25 protein-coding genes, 1 other RNA gene and 2 pseudogenes are annotated in these 20,131 nt (G+C 37.9%); 17 read left to right on the forward strand and 11 right to left on the reverse strand.

Annotated features, from left to right (window positions below):
• Positions 1 to 23 precede the first annotated feature (23 nt).
• Both nrdG and nrdD read right to left on the reverse strand, forming a co-directional pair.
• Complete coding sequence (gene nrdG, locus I7X29_RS08460; protein WP_198466848.1) at positions 24 to 506, reverse strand: anaerobic ribonucleoside-triphosphate reductase activating protein; 483 nt, start codon at positions 504 to 506, stop codon at positions 24 to 26.
• Positions 487 to 2,277: an anaerobic ribonucleoside-triphosphate reductase gene (gene nrdD, locus I7X29_RS08465; RefSeq protein ID WP_111972236.1), complete on the reverse strand. Its 1,791-nt coding sequence runs from the start codon at positions 2,275 to 2,277 to the stop codon at positions 487 to 489. The genes nrdG and nrdD overlap by 20 nt, the downstream gene beginning before the upstream one ends.
• Positions 2,278 to 3,070: 793 nt before the next feature.
• Here nrdD and I7X29_RS08470 point away from each other — a divergent pair.
• On the forward strand, positions 3,071 to 3,802 hold the full coding sequence (locus I7X29_RS08470; protein WP_198474016.1) for a tellurite resistance TerB family protein: 732 nt from the start codon (positions 3,071 to 3,073) through the stop codon (positions 3,800 to 3,802).
• 31 nt (positions 3,803 to 3,833) lie between these two features.
• On the opposite strand, the gene ffs is transcribed toward I7X29_RS08470, so the two are convergent.
• Positions 3,834 to 3,931, reverse strand: an RNA gene (gene ffs / locus I7X29_RS08475) — signal recognition particle sRNA small type.
• A gap of 89 nt (positions 3,932 to 4,020) precedes the next feature.
• Here ffs and I7X29_RS08480 point away from each other — a divergent pair.
• The 9 genes and pseudogenes from I7X29_RS08480 to I7X29_RS08520 all read left to right on the forward strand — a co-directional run bounded on the left by I7X29_RS08480 (position 4,021) and on the right by I7X29_RS08520 (position 11,463).
• Entirely contained in the window at positions 4,021 to 4,440 is a 420-nt protein-coding gene (locus tag I7X29_RS08480) for a nucleoside-diphosphate kinase (RefSeq protein WP_198474018.1), read from the forward strand.
• Positions 4,441 to 4,522: 82 nt separating this feature from the next.
• A complete protein-coding gene (locus I7X29_RS08485; RefSeq protein ID WP_198466851.1) occupies positions 4,523 to 5,002 on the forward strand; it encodes a CAP domain-containing protein in 480 nt (159 codons plus the stop codon).
• Positions 5,003 to 5,011: 9 nt separating this feature from the next.
• The gene (locus I7X29_RS08490) at positions 5,012 to 5,590 is read left to right on the forward strand and encodes a TatD family hydrolase (RefSeq protein WP_198474020.1); all 579 of its coding nucleotides are present in this window, start codon (positions 5,012 to 5,014) and stop codon (positions 5,588 to 5,590) included.
• 52 nt (positions 5,591 to 5,642) lie between these two features.
• Positions 5,643 to 5,837, forward strand: coding sequence for a 30S ribosomal protein S21 (rpsU, locus tag I7X29_RS08495; RefSeq protein ID WP_009413086.1), 195 nt, complete (start codon positions 5,643 to 5,645; stop codon positions 5,835 to 5,837).
• A gap of 258 nt (positions 5,838 to 6,095) precedes the next feature.
• Positions 6,096 to 7,502: a leucine-rich repeat domain-containing protein gene (locus tag I7X29_RS08500; protein ID WP_198474022.1), complete on the forward strand. Its 1,407-nt coding sequence runs from the start codon at positions 6,096 to 6,098 to the stop codon at positions 7,500 to 7,502.
• Positions 7,503 to 7,580: 78 nt separating this feature from the next.
• Positions 7,581 to 8,213, forward strand: a complete 633-nt coding sequence (pgmB, locus tag I7X29_RS08505) for a beta-phosphoglucomutase (protein ID WP_198474024.1) — start codon at positions 7,581 to 7,583, stop codon at positions 8,211 to 8,213.
• 88 nt (positions 8,214 to 8,301) lie between these two features.
• Entirely contained in the window at positions 8,302 to 10,566 is a 2,265-nt protein-coding gene (locus I7X29_RS08510; RefSeq protein WP_198474026.1) for an NADP-dependent malic enzyme, read from the forward strand.
• Positions 10,567 to 10,723: 157 nt separating this feature from the next.
• Positions 10,724 to 10,906: a hypothetical protein gene (locus tag I7X29_RS08515; protein ID WP_198466855.1), complete on the forward strand. Its 183-nt coding sequence runs from the start codon at positions 10,724 to 10,726 to the stop codon at positions 10,904 to 10,906.
• Positions 10,893 to 11,463: pseudogene (locus tag I7X29_RS08520) on the forward strand (GNAT family N-acetyltransferase). Before I7X29_RS08515 ends, I7X29_RS08520 begins: the two are co-directional and overlap by 14 nt.
• Positions 11,464 to 11,468: 5 nt before the next feature.
• On the opposite strand, the gene I7X29_RS08525 reads toward I7X29_RS08520, so the two are convergent.
• From I7X29_RS08525 to I7X29_RS08560, 8 genes and pseudogenes are all read right to left on the reverse strand, one after another.
• Complete coding sequence (locus tag I7X29_RS08525) at positions 11,469 to 12,698, reverse strand: 3-deoxy-D-manno-octulosonic acid transferase (RefSeq protein ID WP_198474028.1); 1,230 nt, start codon at positions 12,696 to 12,698, stop codon at positions 11,469 to 11,471.
• On the reverse strand, positions 12,695 to 13,144 hold the full coding sequence (locus tag I7X29_RS08530; protein WP_198474030.1) for a PIN domain-containing protein: 450 nt from the start codon (positions 13,142 to 13,144) through the stop codon (positions 12,695 to 12,697). The genes I7X29_RS08525 and I7X29_RS08530 overlap by 4 nt, the downstream gene beginning before the upstream one ends.
• Before the next feature lie 2 nt (positions 13,145 to 13,146).
• Positions 13,147 to 13,389: a hypothetical protein gene (locus I7X29_RS08535; RefSeq protein ID WP_198474032.1), complete on the reverse strand. Its 243-nt coding sequence runs from the start codon at positions 13,387 to 13,389 to the stop codon at positions 13,147 to 13,149.
• 70 nt (positions 13,390 to 13,459) lie between these two features.
• Positions 13,460 to 13,710: pseudogene (locus I7X29_RS08540) on the reverse strand (DUF5053 domain-containing protein).
• 11 nt (positions 13,711 to 13,721) lie between these two features.
• Entirely contained in the window at positions 13,722 to 14,012 is a 291-nt protein-coding gene (locus tag I7X29_RS08545; protein WP_198474034.1) for a type II toxin-antitoxin system YoeB family toxin, read from the reverse strand.
• Positions 14,000 to 14,257, reverse strand: a complete 258-nt coding sequence (locus I7X29_RS08550; RefSeq protein WP_009413096.1) for a hypothetical protein — start codon at positions 14,255 to 14,257, stop codon at positions 14,000 to 14,002. Before I7X29_RS08550 ends, I7X29_RS08545 begins: the two co-directional genes overlap by 13 nt.
• Positions 14,258 to 14,328: 71 nt before the next feature.
• Positions 14,329 to 14,697, reverse strand: a complete 369-nt coding sequence (locus I7X29_RS08555; protein WP_198474036.1) for an immunity protein — start codon at positions 14,695 to 14,697, stop codon at positions 14,329 to 14,331.
• Between the two features lie 68 nt (positions 14,698 to 14,765).
• Positions 14,766 to 15,578: a type IV secretion protein Rhs gene (locus I7X29_RS08560; RefSeq protein ID WP_198466860.1), complete on the reverse strand. Its 813-nt coding sequence runs from the start codon at positions 15,576 to 15,578 to the stop codon at positions 14,766 to 14,768.
• Positions 15,579 to 15,818: 240 nt separating this feature from the next.
• Here I7X29_RS08560 and I7X29_RS08565 point away from each other — a divergent pair, with 240 nt between their 5' ends.
• The 7 genes from I7X29_RS08565 (at position 15,819) to I7X29_RS08595 (ending at position 20,120) form a co-directional block, all read left to right on the forward strand.
• On the forward strand, positions 15,819 to 16,820 hold the full coding sequence (locus I7X29_RS08565; RefSeq protein WP_198474038.1) for a choice-of-anchor D domain-containing protein: 1,002 nt from the start codon (positions 15,819 to 15,821) through the stop codon (positions 16,818 to 16,820).
• Between the two features lie 157 nt (positions 16,821 to 16,977).
• The gene (locus I7X29_RS08570) at positions 16,978 to 17,202 is read left to right on the forward strand and encodes a hypothetical protein (RefSeq protein ID WP_002679792.1); all 225 of its coding nucleotides are present in this window, start codon (positions 16,978 to 16,980) and stop codon (positions 17,200 to 17,202) included.
• On the forward strand, positions 17,202 to 17,498 hold the full coding sequence (locus I7X29_RS08575; protein WP_198474040.1) for a Txe/YoeB family addiction module toxin: 297 nt from the start codon (positions 17,202 to 17,204) through the stop codon (positions 17,496 to 17,498). The genes I7X29_RS08570 and I7X29_RS08575 overlap by 1 nt, the downstream gene beginning before the upstream one ends.
• 16 nt (positions 17,499 to 17,514) lie before the next feature.
• Positions 17,515 to 17,805, forward strand: a complete 291-nt coding sequence (locus tag I7X29_RS08580) for a DUF721 domain-containing protein (protein WP_198474042.1) — start codon at positions 17,515 to 17,517, stop codon at positions 17,803 to 17,805.
• Positions 17,805 to 18,344, forward strand: a complete 540-nt coding sequence (locus I7X29_RS08585) for a GNAT family N-acetyltransferase (RefSeq protein WP_198474044.1) — start codon at positions 17,805 to 17,807, stop codon at positions 18,342 to 18,344. The genes I7X29_RS08580 and I7X29_RS08585 overlap by 1 nt, the downstream gene beginning before the upstream one ends.
• A gap of 16 nt (positions 18,345 to 18,360) precedes the next feature.
• Positions 18,361 to 19,698: a dihydroorotase gene (locus tag I7X29_RS08590; protein ID WP_198474046.1), complete on the forward strand. Its 1,338-nt coding sequence runs from the start codon at positions 18,361 to 18,363 to the stop codon at positions 19,696 to 19,698.
• Positions 19,699 to 19,709: 11 nt separating this feature from the next.
• The gene (locus I7X29_RS08595; protein ID WP_198474048.1) at positions 19,710 to 20,120 is read left to right on the forward strand and encodes a DUF4296 domain-containing protein; all 411 of its coding nucleotides are present in this window, start codon (positions 19,710 to 19,712) and stop codon (positions 20,118 to 20,120) included.
• Positions 20,121 to 20,131 lie beyond the last annotated feature (11 nt).

Consider the following 20,131-nt stretch of genomic DNA (forward strand, 5'->3'; position numbering starts at 1 on the left):
TTTCCCTTAATAGGAAACTATTTTTACCTTTTACCTTTTTTATAAAACAGCTTATTCATCACCTCTCCGGTTTGCAGGTTTAAAAACTCTTGATTGGTGGTAGGGCTGTCTAAGCCGCCGAGTTTAGGTAACCATTTACCAGTTTTAATGTAGTCTAAACACCCTAACAGCTCAGGGTATTTGCGCTGTACTTGTTTAAGATTAAGCCCTGTATAGAGTGCCGTTTTCAGCCGTTTGCACTTCACTTGGAAGATAAGCGAGAGCAGGGTCTCTACCTGCCACTCGCCTCCCATAAACAGCACACAGCTTATCATATCTTCATACTTGCTAAGCAGTTGTTCTAAACCTTCATTAGTAAGCGCACAGCCTTTGCTACCGTCCCAAATATATTCGGAATGGCAACCCTCACACGCCAACGGACACCCTGTGATGGTAAAACACAGGGAAATCTCGTTGGGTACTTCTTGGAGGACTATATCGTAACTGCTATACCGTAGCGTTCCCATAGTAACGTATTTTAGCTTCTTTTTGTCGGTCTTTAGAGAAATTAGTGATGCGTTTGAGATAGCCTATCACCCGTGTCGCGTGGTCGATATTTTCAGAACCACAATGGGTGCAGTGGTCGTGCGTGTGTTTATCGATATAACCACAATCGTTGCACACGGTTACGCATATATTAAAGCAGAAGTAGTTACAACCCGTTTTAGCGGCTACATTTAGCAACTTATAAAAACCTTCGGCAGTGGTGTATTCTTCGAGATTGCAGTGGTAAGCCGAACCGCCGTCTAAGTACTGTATATAGTCGTTTCCGTGCAAATAGAACTTATCGATAAGGTTTTGAGAGCTGTCTTCCACAATATAGAAATATGAATTGTAGCAATCACGTGGCACTTGCAAGCCGTCGGCTTTGTCCCACGCCGCATTCTTTACGCCTAAGTTCTCGGCAGGTACAAACTCGGTATTGAACATAAAGCCGTATTTGGCTTTAGCTTCCTTGTTTTTGTCGTAAATTAGTTTGAGGTTTTTGTTGATGAATGCTTTATAGTCGGGGTTGTCGGAAATGCGAATGCCTAAATACTCGGCAGCTTCCACCATTCCGTTGATACCAACGGTGAGGAATTGTTTATCAAGTGAGATGAAGCCCGCATCGTACACTGGTAACATACCCGCATCTTTGTAATCCTGAACAATAGCGCGGTAAGCTACTTGGTATTTATGGATATTATCTAAGGTGCGTTCCAACGACAAGTGTTTTTGGTAAAGGCGATTCATATTAATAGTTATCACATTAATACTACCGGTAGAAACACCTCCTGCCCCGAGTGAATAACTAAAGGTATTATCGGAAATTTCATTGCGCAAACGACAGCAACTTGCCAAGGAGTCGGCGTTGTCCGATTGGTATACAAAGAAGGCATTCCCTTCGCTGAGCTCTTTGGCACAGAAGCGCGCAAAATGCTCGTCGTACACGTGTTTGTCCTTAGTGAGCATTGCTGCGGTTACTACAGGGAAGGTGAGTATCGCCTTGGTGCGTTCGATATTAAACCAATGCATAAAGAACTGTTGGAGCTTGTCTAAAGACTCATAAGAAGGTTTGCTACCATCGGGGTAAACGAATGTACCGAACATCGAATCGAAATAAGGGCGGTCATACAGCGATATGTTCCAGAATACCGACTGATAGCCACGTGCTGCTGCTGGCTGATTGATAGCGTATACTACGTGTTGCAGTTCGTTTTCTATCACTTCACGGTGGGTGTTGAGGTAATCGTCGCCATAGTCTTTGCGCGCAAAATGGTCGAAGTACATTAGGAACTCTACCGTTGCTACCGCTCCTGCAAATTGTGAGGAAACGGAAAAGAGGAAGTTCACGAACGACCCGCAATAGCTTGCTAAGTGTTGCGGAGCTTTGCTTTCACCGCCGAGTTTTACGAGCCCGTCCAAGAGCAAAGGATACATCGAAACGCTCACACAATAAGGTTTGAGGCTCGTTTCGTCGTGCACGTAGATTTCGTGTTCCTCAATCTGACGGATATACTCATCGGCTAATTCTTTGCCAAAGAGCTGTTCGATTTTGTGAGACACGAGCGAACGGTTCACTTGGATATTGATATCTTTATTGAGTTCTGCCTCCATCGTAGCGATGTTTTTATGTGCCACATTGGCATTGGCATCGAAGAGAGACCCAGTAGCGGCATTGTGAGATTGTAGGTAATTTTCGATGAAATTACGCTTTGTTTGAAGCTGTTCAGCTGTAAGCTTAGTGAATTTAGACATAATTTTTTATTTATTATTATTTCAGATACAAATTTTAATTTCTCGAGCATTAAGTTTCCAAGTTGTAATGATAATGGTCACTAATTTCTCTATTTTATTAACAATTTTCAAGTATGTGACACATAAGGAATGTTTATATAATACAAACATAGCTTAATAAGTTTATTTTTAACTCTCTTTTTTAGTTAGAGAGAAAGAAAGTGCTGAGAGATTTATATAAATCACTCATTTATAATGCATTGAATAATGTTGCTTTTATAAGTTCCCTAAAAAGGGGAAGAGTTTTTTCCTTAGTTGCTGGGGCAAAGGTACGGAATAAAGTAATAGGTTATCAACAAAATTAAAATAGTTATCAACAAAGTTATTAACAATTTTCGTTACTTATTCATACTTAGGAGTTAAAGAGAAAAAACTCCGTTATTAAAATTTTGTAACAAAAATAGGATTACCTCTATCATAAATAATTTAGCAGGAAGTATTAACGATGTTTTCTATAAGAAGAAATTGCTAATTATCAATTGTTTTGTATCTTTGCAAAAAATAACACTTATGATAAAATCTCAATTATTGAGATAATCACAATAAATCTCACTCTGATAAAATAGATGATGCCCTTTATAAATTAGAAGAAGAAATTAGTCTATCCCCATACTTTTTAGCTCAATATATATTATATAAGCGTAATTTCTAATATGGAAAATTTGCTATGTATTATCAAGTCTTAGAAGAGGAAAATCTTATCAGAATTATTTACTTCAGAAGTAACAAACAAAAACCTTTGTAACATAAACAAATGACTTTCTTTATCATCCTCATAGGTATCCTATGCTTCCTTCTCTTCCAACGATTAGCTAATCTACCCAATACTACAAAGGGTTTTGACAATCTATTTCGCCCTCATATCTCTCCCGCAACTTTCGAACTCAACCTCCTCTCCCTCTGCTCTCTGGTTATCAAAGCCAACGGTCGCGTTACGCAAACTGAACTCGATTTTGTGCGCTTGCAATTCGTGCGCTTATATGGAAAGGAACGCGCTAATGAGGTCTTTCGAAGTTTCAACGAGCTCATAAAGAACAGAGCTATAGATGCCACTCGTGTAGCCATCTATGTGCGAGTGCGTACTACCTACGAAACCCGCTTGCAAATCTTGTATTTCTTGTTTGGCATTGCCGAATCGGATGGAGTGATGAGTGAGGAAGAGGTACGACAAATACGAGAAATTGCATATCATTTTGCTATAGAAAACAGTGATTTTGAGAGTATCAAGGCAATGTTTGGCAGTAGCCAAAACGATAGTAACAACTCTTACAACACTACGCCTAATGCCTTGGCAAAGGCCTACGCTATCTTAGGATTACAATCCAATGCTACTGCTGAGGAAGTAAAACAAGCCTATAGAAATATGGCAAAAAAATATCACCCCGATAGAGTGATTACTGAAGATGCTGCCATCAAAAAAGGCGCTGAAGAAAAATTCAAACAAGTACAAGAAGCGTACGAGCTAATTAGCAAATATCAAAATTAGCAAATTGTCAAATCGACAAATTACAAAAAAAAGTGGCAAGCGATCTACATCGCACCGCTACAACCGAATACCTTTGCTGTGTTCCCACCCTGGAGGATTTTTCAGGAGCTGGTCGTGTAGGACTTGCCGCTGCAAATGTACTACTTTTTTATTACATAGCAAGTTTTTTTGAAAAAATTTTTGTACCTTTGTGGCTGAAACTAATAAAACAACATACAATGACTACAAACAGAACCCTTACAATGATTAAGCCCGATGCCGTTGAAAAAGGCTATATAGGGGCTATCCTTACCGACATTATCGCTGCTGGTTTTACCATCAAAGCGATGAAATTCACCCAGCTCACCCGCCGTGATGCCGAACAATTCTATGCCGTACACAAAGGCAAACCTTTTTTTGAGAGTCTGCTCAACTTTATGACCCGTGGACCTATAGTAGCAGCTATCCTTGAGAAAGATAATGCTGTAGCTAATTTCCGTGAACTCTTAGGGAGCACCAATCCCGAAAACGCTGCCGAGGGTACTTTGCGCAAGAAGTACGCCACTTCACTAACCGAAAATGCCGTTCACGGTTCTGATAGCGATGAAAATGCCGCTATCGAAAGCCATTTCCATTTCTCAGAACGTGAAGTATTTTGAGTTAAAGAATATTTTTTAGCTGTTTAACAACTAAAATTTCACTATTTTGCCTCAAAAGTACTCATATTTATCATATACCCAAATGAAAAAACTCCTTTTACTCTTAGCAATCCTATCGCTACAATGTAGTAAATCACAGGATAGTGATAACAACACGGGCTTGAGCACTAACAAGATGCTCGCCCTCATCAACCAGCAACGCCAAAAAGGTTGTAACTGTGGCAATACCTACTACAAAGCAGTACCACCCCTCAAGTGGAACACCACCCTCGAAAAAGTAGCCAAAGCCCATAGCGACGATATGCGTCGCCGTAATACAATGACTCACTATGGCAAAAACGGTGAAACCCCTGGTAATCGCCTCAGTAAAGCAGGCTACAAGTGGAGTACTTGGGCTGAGAATGTAGCTATGGGGCAACAAAATGAAGAAGAAGTGATGAAAAGTTGGCTCAGCAGCCCAGGACATTGCGCTAATATAATGAACCCCAATGTAACCGAAGTAGGTGCAGCTCATAGTGGCGACTATTGGACACAACTTTTCGCCGCCCCCTCTAAACCCTGACACCTGAAAATGTACTTAGACATTCACTCTCATACTCAGCATTCCACAGCTGATACTTTAGTGATTCGTAACCAATACCCTCTTACAGCCAATACTACCGAACCCTTCTCGGTAGGCATACATCCTTGGTATGTAGAGAATTGGAAACTACAATGGGAAGTCTTGGTACCTTTGGCAAAACATCCCAACTGCTGGGCTATTGGCGAATGTGGGATCGACAAAAACATCACCACTCCCCTACCCCTGCAGCAAGAAATCTTTTTAAAACACATTTACTTAGCCGAAACCTTAGAGCTTCCGCTCATCATCCATTGTGTAAAAGCCTATTCAGAAGTCCTTCACTTGCGAAAAATCACTAAAACCAAACAGCTCTGGATACTCCACGGTTTTCGCAAAAATCTAAAAGTCGCCGAAGAATGCATCGCTCATAACATTGCCCTTTCTTTTGGGAAACCCCTCACCTATTCACCTCAGCTACAGGAAGTTTATAAAAGTATTTCACCCGAATATCGCTTTTTTGAATCTGATGATGAAGAGATGTCTATTTCAAAATTTACTAATTTTCTAATTGACAAATTTGCAAATTAGAAAATTACTTTGTACTTTTGCGCCCTGAAAATTGAAAGGAGGTGTAATCACTATGTTAATAATCCCTTTAAAAGACGGAGAAAGCATCGATAAAGCTTTAAAACGTTACAAACGCAAATTCGACCGCACTGGTGTAGTACGTGAACTACGTGAAAGACAACATTTCACCAAACCATCTGTACGCAGAAGAACCGAAATCCAAAAAGCTCAATACATTCAACACTTGAAAGACCAAGAAGAAGTATAGCTTTTGTTAAATAACAAAATAATGAGGTAATAGATAGAGTTATCACAACTCTTATCTATTACCTTTTGTTTATTTTATACATTAAATATTGATTTTCAATAACTTAAAATAATTTGTTACATTCATCACAAAAAACTTACTTCTTTATCTCTCAATGATTTGCATTTTTTTATAAAAAGTACTACCTTTGTCCCGAAATTGAAATGAAAGTATAATAATACAAAAAATTTAGCAATGAAAACTACATTTTTAACATTAATGGCAGCAACGTTAGCTGCAACTGCACTCACTGGTTGCAAAAAAGACAGTGGAGGTGACGACGACAATGTCATAAGATTTACAGATCCAAATCTAACAGTAGCTGTAGATAAAACAGCTCAAGTAAAACTCTTTGTTCCTTCTGGTTCTGGAGTGACCGATATTAAATCTAATAATACTCAAGTAGCTATCGCAGGAAGAACAGGTAACTACCTCTTCATAAGTGTAAAAGGAGTAAAAGAAGGAGATACTACAGTAGAAGTTAAGAATGGTAATCGCTCTCAAAAAGCTGTACTCAACGTACACGTGTTTAAAGAAAACGTAGAAAATAAAAATGGCTTTAAAGTAGATGCAAGTACTATCTTCCTCAAAAAGAATGAAGTAACCAATCTTAGAAGTCGTATCAAAGAAGGATCTGGCAACTATACTATGTCAGTAGGAAATACAGCTTTCGCCGATGAGTTAGGCAACTTCCAAGTAAGAGGAAAAGGTGAAGGTTTGCACCACGAAATCACTTTTAAAGATGTAGATAAAAATCAAGAAGTTAAAGTACCTGCTTATGTAATTATACCTTTCAAAGCAATAAGCGCCCCTACCGAGTTGAGCTTAAATAGTACTTACAATATCAACTTACAAGGAGTTTATACCACTACTACTACTGATGATGGTACTACTAATGGCCGTTTTGATAGAGTACAAATGACTACTGATGGCAGTGTAACAGCTGTATTTTCACTTGAAACTGTTTATGATCGAGTAAATCGACCTATTGGTAAAGCAGTGTCTGGTATCAAAGTAACCGCTAAAAGCGTAGGTACAGGCAGTGTGAATCTTATCAACGGCGACGGACAAATATTGAAACTTAACTTTACTATAAAAGCTTCAGTACCTACTAGCTATTTCATTGTAGATGCCGATGGTGTCCTTACTGTAAAACCAGGAGCTGTATTACCTCCTCACGTTGATATACCTGCTGATGCTAAAAAAATAGGAAGAGAAGCTTTTAAAGATAAAGATATTACAAGCGTTGATTTGAAAAATGTAGAAGAAATAGATGAAGACGCTTTTCATGGTTGTGTTAACTTAACTACTGTTACAATGACAAGAGTAAAAGTAATAGGTAAAAGTGCTTTTAGAAATACTAAATTAACAGAAATCGACTTACCTGCTTCTGTAGAAAAAATAGAAAAAGGTGCTTTTGATATAACAAATTTAGTAAAAGTAACTTGTAGAGCCACTACTCCTCCTGCAGTAGGTACTTCTTTCCGTGCAACTAATGCTGAACGACGTGTGCTTTACGTTCCTGCAGGTAGTATTGATACCTATGCAAGTAGTTGGGGTACAGAAATAGCATCTTACTTCAGAGGTTTAAGAACTAATGGCTACAAACCTTACCCTATTCAATAAAATTTAAAACTAACATACTTCGGAAAACCGTTATAAGTCCCCCTTATAGCGGTTTTTCTTTGTACTATTCACTTTTCAATGGAAGGATATATTTTTGATTTAGACGGCGTACTCGTAGATACCGCCAAGTACCATTACCGCGCGTGGAAAACTATCGCTCAAGAATTTGGCTTTGAGCTCACTCCTGCACATAACGAGCAACTCAAAGGCATAGGTAGGGAGGTCTCTCTGCACAAAATACTTCAGTGGGCAGGTAAAACACTGCCTGAAAATGAGTTCCAAGCCTTAGCTCTCCGCAAAAACGAACTCTATTTGCAGTATATCGCCCATATCGATAGCAGTGAACTGCTCGTAGGTGTAGCCGATTTTCTGCATTCGCTGAAAAACAAAGGTAAGAAGATTGCCTTAGGCTCTGCCAGCAAGAACGCGCGTTTAGTATTAGAGCGCACAGGCATTTTGCCGCTGTTTGATGCTATTGTTGATGGCACTATGGTAACTCAAGCCAAACCCAACCCCGAAGTCTTCCTCAAAGCTGCTGAACTTTTGCAACTACCTCCTGCCCAGTGCTGTGTGTTTGAAGATGCCCCTGCAGGCGTACAAGCTGCTAAAGCCGCTGGAATGAGAGTCATAGGGGTAGGAGAGGAGCAAGTACTTTGCGCTGCCGATGAGGTAATTCCTGATTTTTCGTCATTCGTACTTCATTATTCGTAATTATTTTATAATTTTGCACTTATAAACAATAATAGGTAACAAGTAATTAGGTAATACCTCTTACTTCTTACCTCTTACCTAAAATCAAATGGATCAAAGAAAAAAAGAAGAAGCATTACATTATCACGAGTTCCCTCAACCTGGGAAAATCGCTATCGTACCTACTAAAAAACACGCTACACAACACGATCTCGCGTTGGCTTATTCACCTGGGGTAGCCGAACCTTGTTTGGCTATCGCCGACGATAAAAGCAACGCCTATAAATATACTGCCAAAAGCAATCTGGTAGCCGTAATTTCTAATGGAACTGCGGTTCTTGGCTTAGGCGATATAGGCGCCGATGCCTCTAAACCCGTAATGGAAGGTAAAGGTTTGCTCTTCAAAATCTTTGCGGGTATCGATGTGTTTGACATCGAAATAGATGCCACCGATGTAGATAAATTCATAGAAACCGTAAAAGCAATTGCACCTACTTTTGGGGGTATTAACCTCGAGGATATCAAAGCTCCTGAAGCTTTTGAAATTGAACGACGCCTAAAAGAAGAATTGGATATCCCTGTAATGCACGACGACCAGCACGGTACAGCTATCATTTCGGCGGCTGCCCTCATCAATGCCTTGGAAATCGTAGGTAAGGACATCGCCAAAGCACAAATAGTAGTAAATGGTGCAGGTGCTGCTGCTATCTCTTGTACACGCCTCTATGTGGCTTTAGGTGCCGACCCTAAAAATATCGTAATGTGCGATAGCAAAGGAGTAATTCGCAAAGATTCCCCTAATCTCACCGAACAAAAAGCTGAGTTCGCTACCGACCGCAATCTCCACACCCTCGAAGAAGCCGTAAAAGGCTCTGATGTGTTCATCGGTCTTTCTAAAGGCGATGTGCTCACCCCAGAGATGTTGCTCTCTATGAACAAGGATGCAATTGTATTTGCAATGGCAAACCCTACCCCTGAAATCGATTATGATTTGGCTATCAAAACACGTAAAGATATCATTATGGCAACGGGTCGTTCCGACTTCCCTAACCAAGTGAACAACGTACTCGGTTTCCCTTATATCTTCCGCGGAGCGTTAGATGTTCGAGCTACCAAAATCAATGAAGAAATGAAACTCGCTGCGGTACGCGCTATTGCCGAATTGGCTAAAAAACCTGTACCTCAAAAAGTGAGTCTTGTATATGGCGGCGAAAACCTTACTTTCGGTCGCAACTATATCATTCCTAAACCGTTTGACCCTCGCTTGATTTACGAAGTACCCCCTGCTATCGCCAAAGCAGCTATGGCATCGGGAGTGGCACAGAAACCTATCACCGATTGGGAAGCCTACAAAGGTGAATTAATGGATAGAATAGGCGTAGGAAGCAAAGAAATACGTCTCTTGCAAGACCGTGCCAAACGCGCTCCTAAACGCATCGTTTTCGCTGAAGCCGACCAATTAGAAGTGCTCAAAGCAGCACAACGCATCTATGAGGACGGCATTGGTATTCCAGTGCTTTTAGGCAATAAAGAACTCATCAAAGCCCTTAAATACGAAATAGGATTTAACGGTCGTGTAGATGTAATCGACCCTAAGAGCGATGCCGAGCGCGCACGCCGTGAGAAGTTTGTACAACACTATTGGAAATTGCGCGAACGCCGTGGTATCACTTATGAAGTAGCTGAACGACTAATGCGTGAACGCAACTATTTTGGTACAATGCTTGTAGAAACTGGTCAAGCCGATGCGATGATTACAGGTTATTCACACGCTTATCCAAAAGCTATTCGCCCTGTTTTAGAGATTATTAAAAAAGAAGAAGGAGTGCGCCGCATCGCTGCTGCCAGCATTATGTTCAGCAAGCAAGGACCTATTTTCCTATCGGATGCGACTATCAATATCAACCCTACTGCCGAAGAGTTAGCTAATATCGCTTTGCTAACGGCAAAAGCAGTAAAATCGTTTGGTTTAGAGCCTTCAGTAGCGATGTTGTCGTATTCTAACTTTGGATCGGCAGTATCCGAAAGCAGTCTCAAAGTACGTGAGGCGGTAGCTTATTTGCACAAACATCACCCTGATTTAGTAGTAGATGGAGAAATTCAAGCCGATTTTGCCCTCAATCCCGATAAGATTGCTAAGAACTATCCGTTCTCAAAACTCAACAATGGCAAAGGGGCTAATGTGCTCATCTTCCCTAACCTTGAGGCAGCAAACATCAGTTATAAACTCCTCAAAGAAACCCAACACTTAGATACCATAGGCCCTGTAATATTAGGTCTTACCAAACCTATTCACGTTACTACACTCGGTTCTACTGTTGATGAAATGGTGAATTTGGCTACGCTTGCTGTAATTCAAGCACAATCTGAGTAGTACGAGCTACACAAGCAATAAGATTGTAAATTATACTTTGCCAAAGTATTTATAGCTTTTATGTTATAGCACTTTGGCAAAGTTTTTATTTAGAAAGATTGCTAATCAAAAGATAATTTATAATTTTGCAACAAATTAACAATGAACAGAAAAGATTATGGCAAGAGAAATAAAACCAACTCCTACATTAAGAGGTGAAGAAGCTGTAGAATTCTGGAAAAAAATGGCTAATTTTAAACAGAGTTTAGCTGAAAAAGGTATTACTAGAGAGAGTGTTCGAAAAAATGCAATGCTTTTAAAATCAATATTTAAAGATGATGTAGAGAATGGAAGTAGATAGTAATATTTTACAAGGATTAAATTTTCTTCGACTTAAAAAAGGTTATCATATAAAACCTTTTGATTGTGAGGACAATGATTTAAATGAATTTTTGTTTGAAAAGGCAATTCCTTATAGAAAAGAAATGCTTGCCACTACATTCCTTATAGAAAATAAAGAACGTACTTTAGGGTATTATAGCCTTTTAAGTGATAGTTTTCGAGTAGAGGAAACACTTTTTACTTCTAAAAACCAATATAATAAATTCAAAAAAATATTACCTCATCCAAAGCGATATTTAAAAAGTATTCCTTCTGTAAAAATAGGACGTTTAGCTATTGATAAAAGTTTTAAAGGGAAAGGATTAGGTAGAATTATAATTGATACTATCATAAATTATTGCATAGAATTAAATGAAGACCAAGCTTGTCGTCTTGTTACAGTCGATGCCTATGCACAAGCAGTATCTTTTTATCAAAAAGATAGGATTTGAATTTCTTTCAAACTTAGATGAAGGTGAAGCAACGCGTTTAATGTTCCTTGATTTAGCAACATTTATAGATGATAATAGAATTTAATTATTTTATATTCCCTCCAAAAAAGCGTTTGTAGCACCTTTTTTTTCCGTTATATACTCACGGTTGATATTTCCTACTATCTGGCGTTTTTCAGCCGAATTTACAAGGCTATTCATCACCTCAGCAAATGCTTCTCCACTATCAACAGATAGTACACCTCCTAAAGCGACTAATTCTTTCGCTTCATTGAATTTTTCATAGTTCTTACCAATAATCACTGGAATACCAAAAACAGCTGGTTCTAACACATTGTGTAATCCCGAAGTTCCCATACCTCCACCTACATAAGCTATATCGGCATAACTGTATACCTTGGTGAGCATACCGATAGTATCGAGAATGAGTACCTCGTAATCAGAGAGGTTAAGAGTATCTTTCTCACTGAAAAGAGCAACTTTGCGGTCTAACTTCTGCTTGTTGTCTCTCAGTACAGCTATCTCAGTGGGGTGTATATTGTGAGGGGCAATAATGAATTTCACGTTAGCTTTGCAAGTGTTGAGATACTGCAAATAAACCTCTTCATCGGCAGGCCAAGAGCTACCAAATACCACACACAAAGCATCCCTTTTGAATTGCTCTATAAAATCGAGATGGTTGTCTCTTTCGGCTATTTCGGCTACACGGTCAAAACGAGTGTCACCACTCACCGTTACATTGGTAAAACCTAAACTGCCGAGCAGGGTTTTAGAAAGGTCGTTCTGTACAAAGAAATGCGTAAAACAGTGCAAGGCTTTGCGCATCATTCCGCCGTAAGGCTTAAAGAAGATTTGATCTTTTCTAAAAATACCGGAGAGCAAATAAGTAGGCACTTGCGCTTTTTTAAGTTCATTGAGGTAGTTCACCCAAAACTCGTATTTCACAAAGATAGCCATTACAGGATTTACGAGTTGTACAAACTTACGAGCGTTCGAGCGCGTATCGAGAGGAAGATAGACTACTATATCAGCATCGGGGGTGTTTTTGCGCACCTCATAACCTGAGGACGAGAAGAAAGTAATGAGTATTTTGTAACCTTGTGCTCTAAGGGCTTTGGCTACAGGCAATCCTTGTTCAAACTCACCTAAGGAAGCGGCGTGTAACCACACATAACGCGCATTTTTATCTAATTTTTCATTAAGGGTTGTCCATACGGTTTTACGTCCGCTTACAAAGAGACGTATTTTTTTATTGAAGAGGGCAATCAAGGGTAGGATTGCTTTTATTATATAAAGAGAAAGAGTATAAAGTATTTTCATTTACTTTTTTTATAAATATGAGCTCCTAATTCTTCAGTAGTTATAAAAATATGGTTATATCCCTTTTCTGTTAGTCCATCAATAAGTTTTTGATCACGAGACCAAATTCTATGTTTGTATTGAAAGTGCATTGCTACAAAGGGATAATCATTTTCATCAACATCTTTTACAATAGAAATAGCTTTTTGTATATTTCTCTTACTTAATGTACTTAAAGGAATAATAGTTACTTTTTTTAAAAGAATTTTTAAATCAGCTAATAATTGTCTTTTGGTTTTTGTATTTTTGATGCGCTTACGTATATCTTCTAAGTGTTCTTTTACTTCTTCTATAATATAGTCAGGGGCTAAAAATTGCATATTTTTATCCTTTAATATAGTTGCTATGTTACCATTAGGGGTAATTAATGAACTATAGAAAATATTACTATCAGCAATAACTATCATAATTATTTTTGGGAAGGTAGGGTAATGTTTTTTTCTTTTGCTAAGCGCAATGCTACTTTTTTATTAGTTTTTTTAGATAATTCCATTATAAAATCATAATGTTCTTGATCATCATCAATAATTTGAGATGAATCAAATTCTATTTTTTCAGGCTGATCAAAATCTATAAAATCAAGTTTTTTAGTATATTTTATAGAAGTTAACACAGGTGAATTATTCTCTTTAACTGTTAAATTTAGTTCCATAATGTTTCATTTTTAGATTGCAAATATATAACAAAAATAACTACTTTATTTTGTGGATTCAGTTTTTATTTTACTGTAAGTTATAAGTAGCACGCTTGATACGGTCGGATAGATCTACTAAGGCACCTCGCAAAGTTTCAATTTCATCAGAAGAAAAACCACCTCTCCACCATTAAAACCTTTGCCATTCATCTTTTTAGATAACCAAGACCTACTTTTTTTGAAGTATTGTTCAGATATTTCTCCCCACGATACTTCTACTATAATATCCCACAACTGTTGTTGTACAGTTTGTTTTTCTTGTTTTAATACAACTTCCATATTTTAAGAATCTATTTATCTTTATAGTGGTTGAGAAATTGCGATATAACTACAGTTTTTTCCTCCTCTAAAACTACGTATACAACTCTATCTTTCTTACTAAGTTCTCGACTATATCCTATACCTCCTTTCCCTTTTAGCCGCTCTACTCCTATTCCTTCTGTAGGGTGTTTCTGAAGCTCTTCAAGAATATGTTGTAACTTACTTTTCACAGCAGAAGTTGCTGATTTTTTTATAAGTTCAAGTTCTTTTTTTGCCTCTTTCGAAATTTCAATTTCATAGTCTTTTTCTATATCGTCCATAATGTTTCAGGAGTTATTTTTATTGTTTCACCAGCTTTGTGTTCTTCAAGGGCTTTAATAATTTTATTTCCTGTTTCATCTGAATATGTTTGTATATGTTCATCGAAGTTAGAGAAGCTTAAAAGAGCAGTTTCTATGTAGTTGTTAATACTTCTATTCTCTTTCATAGACATCTGTTTTATATGCTCATATAGCACAGGTGTTACTCTCAATGAAATTGTTTTTTTTAATGTAGTTGTTTCCATATTGATACTATTTTGATTGCAAAAATAATCAATTATTTTTGATTATACGCCATTTTTTTAGAAATATTATTCTACAATGCTGTCCAATTTATATTTATAGGCTTACTTTTAGTAATAAAAAATAATTCAGCAGCTTTGTAAAAATCAGTTATAGGAAGTATATTTGCTTTCGGTAGGAAAATTTGAGAGTATTCATTTTCATAGAATATTGCAGTTGTATCAGTCTTGGTAGTACTTTCTGAAATGAAACTTTCAGTAGTATCTAAATAATAGAGTACAGCCTCATTTGCTTTTACAAAAGCTGTAAGTTGTGGAAACCCTTCATCTTGAAAAGTTAAAATAAAGTAGTTAGCATTATGAGTGTATCTTTTCAGAAGAAGTTCATACAATTCTTCTAAAGAATTTATAGTATATTCTCGCTTAAAATCATTTAAATACATTCTTAAATAAGTAGATGAAATTTACAAAAAAAGCTGCTCTAAAACGGAGCAGCTTTTTTTGCTATCTATTAATAATATTTTAGTTTCTGAAGTAAAATCATCGTGGGTTTACCATCAACCGACATTGTTTTCTTTATCCAGTTTTTCTTCTTGTCATACACAAGTGTGTACGATTCTGTTTTGGTAACATTACCATCTTTATCAAAGTATTTTACTTCTGTTTCGTTGTTGTTGTCATCAAAAACTGAAGTAATGCGCTGTTTTAGGTTATTATCTTTGTCAAATACTTGTTTTTCAATGGTATTACCTTTAGCATCGTAAGTATATACAGTTTTACTTGATAATTCTTTTTTGCTGTATTTAGATTCTTCAGCTACTTTTCCGTTAGGAAGGTAGGTATAGGTGATTTTCTCATCGCACAATCCAGCCATACATTCGGTGCGTTCTATCAACTGGTCTTGACCGTTATAAGCATTGATACGACTCATAAAGATATTACCATCAGGAGTTTCAACATCGTGTTTGGTAAGGTTACCGCGCTCGTCGTATTCATATACGTTTTTAGAAAGGAGAGTATTAGAATCATCGTGAGAAGCCGATTCTAACAAAAGTCCTTCTTTGTCGTACACATCCACAAAATTGATGGTCATACCATTTTGTTTAGAGTACATTTTCACGGGAGTTCCTTTTTTGTCAAACTGAGTAAAAAGTTCAGAATTCATAGGGATTTCTTGTCCTTCTTCAGTAACTTGGATACCTGTTTGGGTATATGTTTTTACTTTTCCATTGAGTTTGGCACGCTCCCAACCATTCTTTTTTTGAGCCTGACCAAAGGCGATGGTAGTGGCTAATAAAGCCGCTATTGCTACAATTTTTTTCATAATAATGTGCTATTAATTTATATTTTATAAGGGCGCAAAAGTACAAAAGATTTTCTAATGTACCAATGCTTGTGCGGGCTAACGTACTAAAAGTATGCCAAAAAGCGCAAAAAGAGGATAGGTTGTTACAAATATAACTAAAGCGACAAATAAATAGATTGTAACTAACAAAAACAAGTTGTTCATTGTCAATTGGCAATTATTTTGTATATTTGCCAATAAAATTTAAAATTCAGTTTTATGAAAAAAAGATTCAGTTTTTCAGTAATGCTATTTTCATTAGCATTCGCTACTTTCGTTTCTTGTAAAAAGAATGACGATAATCCGCAACAACCACCAACCCCTAAGGTGGAAGTAACTGCCCCTAAAGGCGATTTTGTGAATGGTACTACTTCTAAAACCTTCACTATCACTAACACAGGCACAACCGATGTTACTATTACATCAGTGGAATTCACAGGTGCTAATGCCGATGAGTTTACAACCTCCGCTTCGCCCATTACTATAGGAGTAGGTAAAAAATACGAATTTACCGTTACCCTTTCTCCTAAAACTAATGGAAATAAAACAGCTAACTTAGTGATTAAAAGCAATGCAGGAACTATTACCATTCCACTAAAAGGAACTGCTACCATAACACCTAAAGTAACTTTTGTTACTAACAAGGCTGAAGGTGATTCCTTTATGTTAAGCGTTGCAATTGCAGAAAATGATATTCCTGAGGTGTGGTTTGATAGGAATAACAATGGTGTAAAAGATGGAGGTGAGGCTTTGTTAGAAGTTCTATATCCCAGTGTAAAAGCAGGAAACCTTTTTGTGGAAATAGGTAGCTCTAATACAGTTTCTATTTATGGAAAATTTACAAAAATGGAATTTCTTCCAGAAAAAGGTATTATTAGCTTTGATATTTCTCAAAATGAGTATATCAAAACCTTTTCTTGTGGAGGTTCTGATTTTAAAGGTGTTACTCTTAATACAAGTCTTACTAATATGTATTGCAATAATTCCAAACTCACTTCTTTAGATATTTCTAAACTTACCGAACTCAAAGGTTTATACCTAAATGAAAACAATTCTCTAACGAGTTTAGATCTTTCAAAAAACACAAAACTTACCTACTTGCAATTGAATGGAGCTAACTCCTTACAATGTATAAAAGTAAGCGCTGAACAATTAGCTAATCTTCCTGCAGGATGGAGAAAACAAGGAACCAGAGCAGAGTTCAAAACAGAATGTAACTAACAAAATCCAGCTTTGAGTACTGCTGGCTTTATAATTGTAAAGAGGTTGTCTAAACTTTAGGCAACCTCTTTTTTTAGTGATAGCTAACAAGTAATAGGTCAGGTAAATAATTGATAATTGATAATTAATTTGTACATTTGCAAAAAATATTGAAACTATGGAAGCAACCACAATTACATTCCAATCAGAAATACAAGCTGTAGACTTTCCATTTATCGAAAGAATTTTAAACAGTTTGAAAGCTACGACCAAGGTTATTAAAGAAGAAAAGGATGAAACTTTGATGACTAAGGAGGCTTTTTTTGCTAAAATAGATCGTGCAAGAGCTGGTGAAAAAATACAAATGAGTAGGGAAGAAATGAAAAAATTGATGTTTGACTAATGGAAGAAAAACAACCAGCCTTTGAGATTATTTATTCAAAAGAATTTTTCAGTGATTTAGAAATCCATAAGCAATCGGGTAATAAACAAATACTAAAAAAGATAGATACTTTTTTAGATGAGTTAGAAGAGACTCCTACAAAAGGAACTGGACAGACGGAACCTCTTAAAGGATATGGAGAAAGAAATGTATATTCCAAACGAATCAATGGAAAACATCGCTTTATATATGAAGTTTTTGAGGAAGAAAAAAAAGTAGAAGTACTTTCTGCTTTTGGACATTACAATGATAAGTAATTAAAGAATTAAAATTATGGACGGAAATACTCACACCCTCTCGGAGGTTATCAAGCTCATTGTAAAGCAAAATCACCTCAATTATGGTTTGCAAAAAGCCTCGTTGCCAGCTCTCTGGAATGAACTGATGGGTACAGCTATAGCGCGCTATACTACCTCGGTAGAGCTCAAAGGCAACATCCTATATGTGCACTTGAGCTCCCCTGCACTTAGCAACGAATTGAGTTATGGCAAAACCAAAATTATTGAGAACCTCAACGAGCGCTTGGGAGAAAACTTAATTCAAAAACTTATATTTCTAAACTGATGATACGACCCGCAACCCCTACCGATGCCTCTGCTGTCGCCCCCTTAATGTTTCAAGCAATGGAGGAAATCGTGTATAAAATGATAGGCAAAAACCATAAAGAAGAGGCTATTGCCCTACTACAAAAGCTCTTTGAACAAGAAGATAATCAGTATTCCTATAAAAATGCTTGGCTATACGAGGAAAACAACACCGTAATAGGGTCGGTGATTGCTTATGATGGTGCTCACTTGCACCGCTTGCGCGCCCCTGTGCTGGCACTTATTCGCAGTAGCTACGGTATAGATATTGTGCTCGAAGATGAGACTAATGAAGGAGAACTTTATATAGATACCCTCAGCGTATTGCCCACAGCTCAAGGCAAAGGTATAGGCTCCAAACTTATCACGCACCTCAAAAAGGTGGCTACTCAACCCATAGGCTTACTCGTGGATGTGCAAAATCCACAAGCCGAACGCCTTTACTCCCGTTTAGGGTTTGAATATGTAAATCATCAAGAACTCGCAGGTGGAATATATAAACACCTTGTATTTAGGTAACAAGTAATAGGTAACAATGAAAACCCTTATCAAAAACGCCATTATTGTAAACGAAAACACCCTCTTTCAAGGCGACCTCTTGATTGAGGGCGACCGCATTTCCCAAATAGGTACCCACATTACTCCTAAAGGGAATTATGAGGTGATAGAAGCCGAAGGTAAATACCTCCTCCCTGGGGTGATTGACGACCAAGTGCACTTCCGCGAACCTGGGCTTACTCATAAAGCTACTATCGCTACCGAAAGTCGAGCTGCGGTAGCCGGCGGTGTAACTACCTTTTTTGAGCAACCTAACACCGTACCTCAAACCGTAACAATTCCGCTTTTGGAAGAGAAATTTGCGATTGCCAAACAATCCTCTTATGCTAACTATTCTTTCTTCTTGGGGGGTACAAACGACAACCTCGAAGAACTGAAACGCTTAGATAAAAACGCTTGTGCAGGGGTAAAGCTCTTCTTAGGCTCTTCCACAGGGAATATGCTTGTAGACAACGAGAAAACCATAGAAGCTATTTTCAATAATGTAGATTTAGTAATTGCTGCCCATTGTGAAGATGAAGCAACTATTCGCAAGAATTTAGCCCACTATCAAGCCTTGTATGGCGAGGATATCCCTATAGACCTGCACCCTCATATCCGAAGTGCTGAGGCTTGCTATCTGTCCTCTTCACGCGCCATTGCTTTGGCTGAAAAAACCGGCGCGCGTCTGCACGTGTTCCACCTCTCTACGGCTGCCGAAACCGACCTCTTCCGCAATGATATGCCGCTAAAAGATAAGAAAATCACTGCTGAGGTATGCGTGCATCACTTGTGGTTTTCGGAAGATGATTATACTACTCGCGGGGCTTTCATCAAATGGAATCCGGCAGTAAAAACGGCTGATGACCGTACTGCGTTGTGGCAAGCCCTCTTAGACGACCGTCTGGATGTGATTGCTACTGATCACGCACCGCACACGTTGGAAGAAAAACAACGCAAAGGCTATACTAATATCCCCTCAGGGGCACCTTTGGTACAGCACTCGCTCGTGGCAATGCTCGAGAAAGCTCATAAAGGTAGCATTTCTATCAAAAAAATAGTAGAAAAAATGTGTCATAATCCCGCTATTCTTTTTCAGGTAAAAGACCGCGGGTTCTTGCGTGAAGGTTATTTCGCCGACCTTGTGTTAGTGGATATGGATACCCAATGGACAGTACAGAAAAACAACCTGCTGTATAAATGTGGCTGGAGTCCGCTGGAAGGACAACAATTTCACTCGGCTGTAGTGAGCACTTTCGTAAACGGCAAACAGGTGTATCACAATGGTAAGGTAATAGCTACCCCTCAGGGGCAACGCATCACTTTCAACAGATAATAAAACAAACTATGAAGAAAATTATTTATATATTCGCTTTACTGCTCACAGTAACAGCCTGCAAAAAGAACATCGTGCCAAAACCCGATAAGTTTTTAGACGAAAAACAAATGGAAAACTTGCTTTACGATTTGGCAGTATTAGAATCGATGAAAGTTTCACAAGCCCAAAAATTAGACTCGTTGCAGTTCAACCCACAACAGTTCATCTACAAAAAATACGCAATCGACAGTCTTTCGCTGGCACAAAATATGGTGTACTACGCTTCTTTTCCTAAAGAATACGATACCATTGTAAAGAAAGTAGAAAAGAGAATCCAGTTGCAACGCGACAGCCTCAGCAAAGCGATGAACTCCTCTAACAACGAGCTCAAAACAGAAACACAACCTAAAGAAGAACTCAAAGAAGAACTCATTAAATAACCCATTTAGTA

Source organism: Capnocytophaga periodontitidis (assembly GCF_016126015.1).
Classification (GTDB): domain Bacteria; phylum Bacteroidota; class Bacteroidia; order Flavobacteriales; family Flavobacteriaceae; genus Capnocytophaga; species Capnocytophaga periodontitidis.